This window comes from Nanoarchaeota archaeon (assembly GCA_018897155.1).
In the GTDB taxonomy this organism is placed as follows: domain Archaea; phylum EX4484-52; class EX4484-52; order EX4484-52; family LFW-46; genus LFW-46.
In genome coordinates this window covers 24,626-30,625 of record JAHILE010000027.1, presented here as the reverse complement: position 1 = coordinate 30,625, position 6,000 = coordinate 24,626, and the positions used below count along the sequence as shown (strand labels likewise).

The following is a 6,000-nucleotide window of genomic DNA, read 5'->3' as shown; positions in this document are numbered from 1 at the left end:
ATTTCGTTAATCCGCATATGAGCTTGAAAGGAAAAACGCCTGCTGAAGAAGCTGAAATACATTTGAAATTAGGGCGAATGAAGTTGTTGAATTTGATTGCTTATGTTGTTAATATGGATGACGATAGTTAGATAGTATCTCCCTATGTTTTGCCGATAGAATCTACACCATACAGAAACTACATGTTGACATAATTCTCCTTTACGTATTTACTCAGAGCCCTTTGCCGCAACAATCTCCTGCAAACTTTCTATCGGTATTTTTGATATTGTCCCGAGCTCCATCAGCTTTGATTTTTCATATTCCTTCTTTATTGCAAGAACAAGCGCGTGCGCAAGCTCGGGATTCGTTATCAGCGGAATTCCATAATTTACTGTTGCCCTGCGAAGTATGTAGCCGTCATGCCGTTCGCTTTCAGTTTCCGTTTCATGCGGTATGTTTATCACAAGGTCTATTTTCTTCTGCGTGATGTGCTCCAGTATCTCGGAGCCTTCGCTTATTTTTTTAAGCACTATTGAATCAACGCCGTTTTTCTTCAGGTATTCTGATGTATGCAATGTTCCATATATCTCAAAGCCGATGCTTGAAAGCAGTTTCGCATCCTCCAGTATTTTTGGGCGCGCCGATTCGCTTGCAGATATCAGCACCCTGCCGAACTCTACAGGCACACAGAACTGGGCCGAGCGCATTGCATCAATCAGCGTCTTGTTGAAATCAAATCCGATGCATGCGACTTCACCGGTTGATGCCATTTCTATTCCGAGCAGAGGGTCTGCGCCGCTTATTCTCATGAATGAAAATTGCGGAACCTTTACCCCAAAATGCTTTGGTTTTGGCATGAAGTTTCCAGAAAGCTTCTGTCCAAGTATCACATTGGTTGCGATTTCAATCAGGTTGACGCCAACGGTTTTGCTTACAAACGGCATGCTTCTTGATGCGCGCAAATTGCATTCAATGACAAAGACTTTGCCATCTTCCACAAGATATTGTATGTTGAAAGGTCCCTTGATTTCGAGAGCTTCTGCGATTTTTTTGGTGTATTCCTCGATTTTTTCAAGCGCAGCTTTCTTTACGGTTCTTGTTGGAATGACTATTGTTGCATCACCCGAATGCACGCCGGCATTTTCAATATGCTCAGCAATCGCGCCGATAAGAACTCTTTTTCCGTCAGATACGCCATCAACTTCAATTTCCCTTGCGTTTGAAATGAATTTTGAAATGACGACCGGCCGCTCACTTGATATTTCTGTTGCCTGATCTATATATTTTTCAAGCTCGTTTTCGCTGTGTACTGTTTTCATTGCAGCCCCTGAAAGAACATAAGACGGCCTTACAATAACAGGATATCCTGCATTTTCCGCAAATTCCAGCGCGCCTGCTATAGTTTCAACAGCGCACCAAGCAGGCTGTTTTATTTCAAGTTCGTCAAGCAATGCAGAAAATCTTGAGCGATCTTCAGCGCGGTCTATGTTTTCAGACGATGTTCCAAGAATGCGCACACCTGATTCGTGAAGCTTGACTGCGATGTTATTCGGCCTTTGCCCTCCAAAAGAAACTATTGCGCCAAGAGGATTTTCTTTGTCACAGATATCAAGCACTGTTTCAAGGTTTATGTCTTCAAAATAAAGTTTGTCGGATATGTCGTAATCAGTCGAGACTGTTTCAGGATTGCAGTTAATCATTATTGCTTCCTTTCCGCTTTTCTTGACGCCCCAGATTCCATGGACCGAGCACCAGTCGAATTCGACTGATGAGCCTATTGAATAAGGCCCGCTTCCAAGGACTATTATTTTTTCTTTTTCGTTGTTCTTCGAAAAATCAATATCATCATCGTCTGCGCAATATGTCAGGTAAAGATAATTTGTCTTTGACGGCCATTCTGCGGCAAGCGTATCAATCTGCCGGACATGCGGAACTATGTCATTTTCAATGCGCAATTTCCTTATTTCGCTTTCTTTTAATCCTCTGATTTTTGCGATTCCTGCATCTGAGAATCCTAGCTTTTTTGCTTCAAGAAGATTTTTAAGAAGCCCATGCTCCTGCTTTTCCTGCTTCAGCACTTTTTCCATTTCAATAATGTTTTTTAGCTTGTTCAGGAACCACAAATCTATTTTCGTCAGCTTATTTATTCGCTCAAGAGAAAGTCCGCTCTTTATTGCAGCAGCTATGTAGAAAAGCCGCAAGTCGGTAGGCGCGGAAAGGTTTTTCTCAATTTCGGATATGTCCGTACACGTATCAATGCCGTTGCCCACTACACCGTATCTTGAAGGGTCGCACATCCTTGAAGCTTTTTGTATGGCTTCCTCAAAATTCCTGCCTATTGCCATCACTTCGCCAACGGATTTCATCTGCGTTCCTATGAACCGCTCTGCGCCCCTGAATTTTTTGAAATCCCATCGGGGAATCTTTGCAACAATATAATCCAGCGCCGGTTCAAAACAGGCATATGTCGCCTGAGTGACTGCGTTTTTTATCTCATCAAGAGACATTCCGATGCAAAGCTTTGTAGCAACGCTTGCAATGGGATAGCCCGTGGCTTTTGAAGCAAGCGCGCTTGAGCGCGAAAGCCTCGGGTTGACTTCAATTATCCGGTAATCAAATGTGTCGGGGTTTACCGCGAACTGTATATTGCACTCGCCGATGATGTTGATTTTTCTAGCAGCTGCAATCGATATGCTTCGAAGCGCGTGGTATTCAACATTATTCAGAGTTTGTGAAGGCGCGACAACTATTGATTCTCCTGTGTGTATTCCCACAGGATCAAAATTCTCCATGTTGCAGATGATGATGCAGTTGTCTTTTTTATCGCGAATGATTTCATACTCTATCTCCTTCCACCCTCCGACACATTCTTCTATCAGCACCTGCTTTATGGGGCTTCCGTTCAGGGCGACATCCGCGATTTCAATCAGCTCTTTTTCATTTTTCGCAATGCCGCTTCCTGCGCCGCCTAGAGTGAATCCTGAGCGCAGCATCAGCGGATAGCCGATTTCATTGGCTATTGAGATTGCCTCGTCCACAGAATTTGCGGCAGCGCTTTTGCAGACCTTGAGCCCGGCATCTTCCATTGCTTGCTTGAAAAGCCGCCTGTCTTCTGATATCCTTATGCTTTCGATTGATGTTCCAAGAACCCTGATGCCATATTTCGAAAGTATCCCGCGGTCATTCAGCGCAACGCCGCAGTTAAGCGCGGTCTGCCCGCCGACATTCAGAAGTATGCTGTCAGGGCGCTCCTTTTTTATCACGCGCTCAACGGATTCCGGCTCTATCGGAAGAAGGTATATTTTTGAAGCCATCGACGGGTCTGTCTGGATTGTTGCAATATTGGGATTTACAAGAACAGTTTCTATTCCTGACTCGCGCAGTGCTTTAAGCGCCTGGCTTCCTGAAAAATCGAATTCTCCGGCCTCTCCGATTTTAAGGGCTCCGCTGCCAAGAACCAAGACCTTTTTAATTGGCGCATTTATCTTTTGTGCGCTTAAAAATTCGTTCATATAATCATCTGCATTTGTCAACCGTTTTTTCAATTGTCTCAAAAAAAACATCAAACAAAAATGCAGTATCTGTCGGCCCCGGCATTGCTTCGGGATGGAACTGGACTGAAAAGCATGGCAGCACCTTATGTTTTATGCCTTCAACTGTTCCGTCGTTCGCATTAACGAACCAGACAGAAACATCATCCGGCAGCGAGCCTTTGTCAACAGCAAAGCCGTGATTCTGTGTTGTGATGTATGTTCTTCCGGAAAACATGTCTTTGCACGGCTGGTTTTGGCTTCTGTGGCCGTATTTTAGCTTGTAAGTGTCTGCGCCAAGCGCAAGAGATAGAATCTGGTTCCCCAGGCATATGCCGAATATCGGGATTTTTATTGGGATGAGCCTTTTTACACATTCGATGGTTTCTTTCAGGACTTTCGGATCTCCGGGCCCGTTTGAAATCATGATTCCGTCCGGGTTTTCTTCAATGATTTTTTCTGCAGGGTGGTTATAAGGCACAACAGTAACGCTTGCATCGCGCTTAAGCAGTTCGCGCAAAATTCCTGCTTTTGCGCCGCAGTCTATCAGAGTGATTTTTTTCTTTCCACTTTCAAACGTTGAAGCTCTGCCAGTTGATATTTGCGGAGCGAGATGACTTTGAAATGCTTGAAAATCCGAACTTATTGCCTGTGGATTTTCATGATTGCCGATTTTTTTCTGCGATTTTATTGAAACCTCATCAACAAGATTCCTTGAATTCGGGTTTTGCGCATTTTTGAGCTCTTTTGCAAGCGATTCCATGTCCGGATTTCCCGGGCACACTACCCCCATCATGCAGCCTTCCTCGCGCAGGATTTTAACAAGCCTTCGCGTGTCTATTCCTTGGATTCCTGTTTTTTCTTCCTCTTTGAACCATTTTCCAATAGTCTTTTTTGAATCGCTATGGCTCGGTTTTTTGCATAGTTCGGACACCACATATGCGGCAACTTTTATTCCTTTAGATTCGAACCCAATCGGAATTCTATTTTTATCTTCAGAGTATTCCGGAACGCCATAATTTCCAACAAGGGGATATGCAGATACAAGAATCTGTCCAGCATATGAAGGGTCTGTAAGCGCTTCGACATAGCCCACCATGCCGGTATTGAAAACAACTTCGCCGAAAACTTTTTTGCAGGCACCAAATAGTTTACCGCGAAATACTGAGCCGTCTTTAAGAAGAAGCACTGCCTCTTGTTCGTTATATTTAGAATTGTTTTGAGATTCTTGCAAAGCCAGAGAAACCCTCTCTTAGTTATGCGGATAAAGTATTTAAAGCATACGAAACTATACTGCTTTGCCGAGCTTTTTCGCGCTCAATACGTCAGAATGCCTTTCTTTCGAAATATCCCACCTATAGAATCAGAAAATAATGAAATGTTAACAATTCCTACATAGCTGCAATTTCGCTTTATCCGGTAAACTTAAGTTCAGTATTTCATAAATTTCTTCTTTCGATGATGTTTTGGAGTCAAAACCATTTAACTGTTGTGCACGTTTTACAATTTCTCCTAATGCATCCAGTGGTTCATCCAGATTTTGCCGAAGAGCCGTTTCACCTAGTTCACTTGAGGAGTTACCAGCGTAAATTAAACCTATCTGATTTCTTGCTGATTGAACATTTGTTTTATTTGTTTTAGAGATAAACCAGTTTACTGGAATGCCCTCCTCTTCAAATTTTAGAACATCTTGAAGATGATTTGAACATTTCTGAAGTGCTGGATTTCCACCCGAGTAGACTCTTTTTTCATCAATATATCTAAATGTGGCGTCATGGTTGTATGAAAAGATTTTTGGATCTATTAGGTATATTACAGAATCCGGTGTTCCAATTGGAGGTATTGATTTATTGTTCTTTACTTCGTTCGTACTTAGATGTCCCGGAATACTAATGAACTGATAAAACTCACCATTTTCATTAGTGATAAACAACCAGTCAGGAAACCCTGATTTTCCGCCGCTGCTAATTTTTCTTGAATCTAAGTATTCCCTATATATTGGTGCACCTCTTCCAACATAAGGTGCGTTTTTTACAGTTTCGGGGTCATCGTTAAAACCCAGCATATTTATGTGTGGGTGAAACCCATCAATATTAGGCATATCGAAATCTTCTTCAATATAATCTGGCGTTTCGCCATCTCTTCTTTTTTGTTCTAACCATTTTCCAAAATACTCTTGAAATAGATCAAATACGCTTGATTCAAGAATTAATTTTCCACCTGTTTCCATTTCAACTCTTTTTAAAAATTCTGATTTTCCAGCCCCGGGCGAGCCCATTATTAAAACAGTGCCTCCTAAATTAGAGTCTTGATAAGGATTAATGTCATTAATGCTTATTTTGTGATATGGTTTCTCGCGTATTTTTGAAATTAAGTCGTTTTCTGGATACATAACAATTACTAAGTAACAATATATTTATAAATTAAAGAACATCTAAACAACATTTACAAATAACTGCAGCCGCCAATAAGTCCAAACAATTATTTA

3 protein-coding genes are annotated in these 6,000 nt (G+C 42.0%); all 3 read right to left on the bottom strand.

Features of this window, described 5'->3' with window-relative positions:
- Positions 1-209 precede the first annotated feature (209 nt).
- The gene (carB, locus tag KKB09_03205) at positions 210-3,494 is read right to left on the bottom strand and encodes a carbamoyl-phosphate synthase (glutamine-hydrolyzing) large subunit (protein MBU4300205.1); all 3,285 of its coding nucleotides are present in this window, start codon (positions 3,492-3,494) and stop codon (positions 210-212) included.
- A 4-nt stretch (positions 3,495-3,498) separates the two neighbouring features.
- Complete coding sequence (carA, locus tag KKB09_03200; protein MBU4300204.1) at positions 3,499-4,746, bottom strand: glutamine-hydrolyzing carbamoyl-phosphate synthase small subunit; 1,248 nt, start codon at positions 4,744-4,746, stop codon at positions 3,499-3,501.
- A gap of 147 nt (positions 4,747-4,893) precedes the next feature.
- Positions 4,894-5,904: an AAA family ATPase gene (locus KKB09_03195; protein MBU4300203.1), complete on the bottom strand. Its 1,011-nt coding sequence runs from the start codon at positions 5,902-5,904 to the stop codon at positions 4,894-4,896.
- Positions 5,905-6,000: the final 96 nt, after the last annotated feature.

Excerpts from the sequence above, each read along its gene's own strand:
- carB (MBU4300205.1), bottom strand. The coding sequence starts at position 3,494 with ATGAACGAATTTTTAAGCGCACAAAAGATAAATGCGCCAATTAAAAAG.
- KKB09_03195 (MBU4300203.1), bottom strand. The coding sequence starts at position 5,904 with ATGTATCCAGAAAACGACTTAATTTCAAAAATACGCGAGAAACCATAT.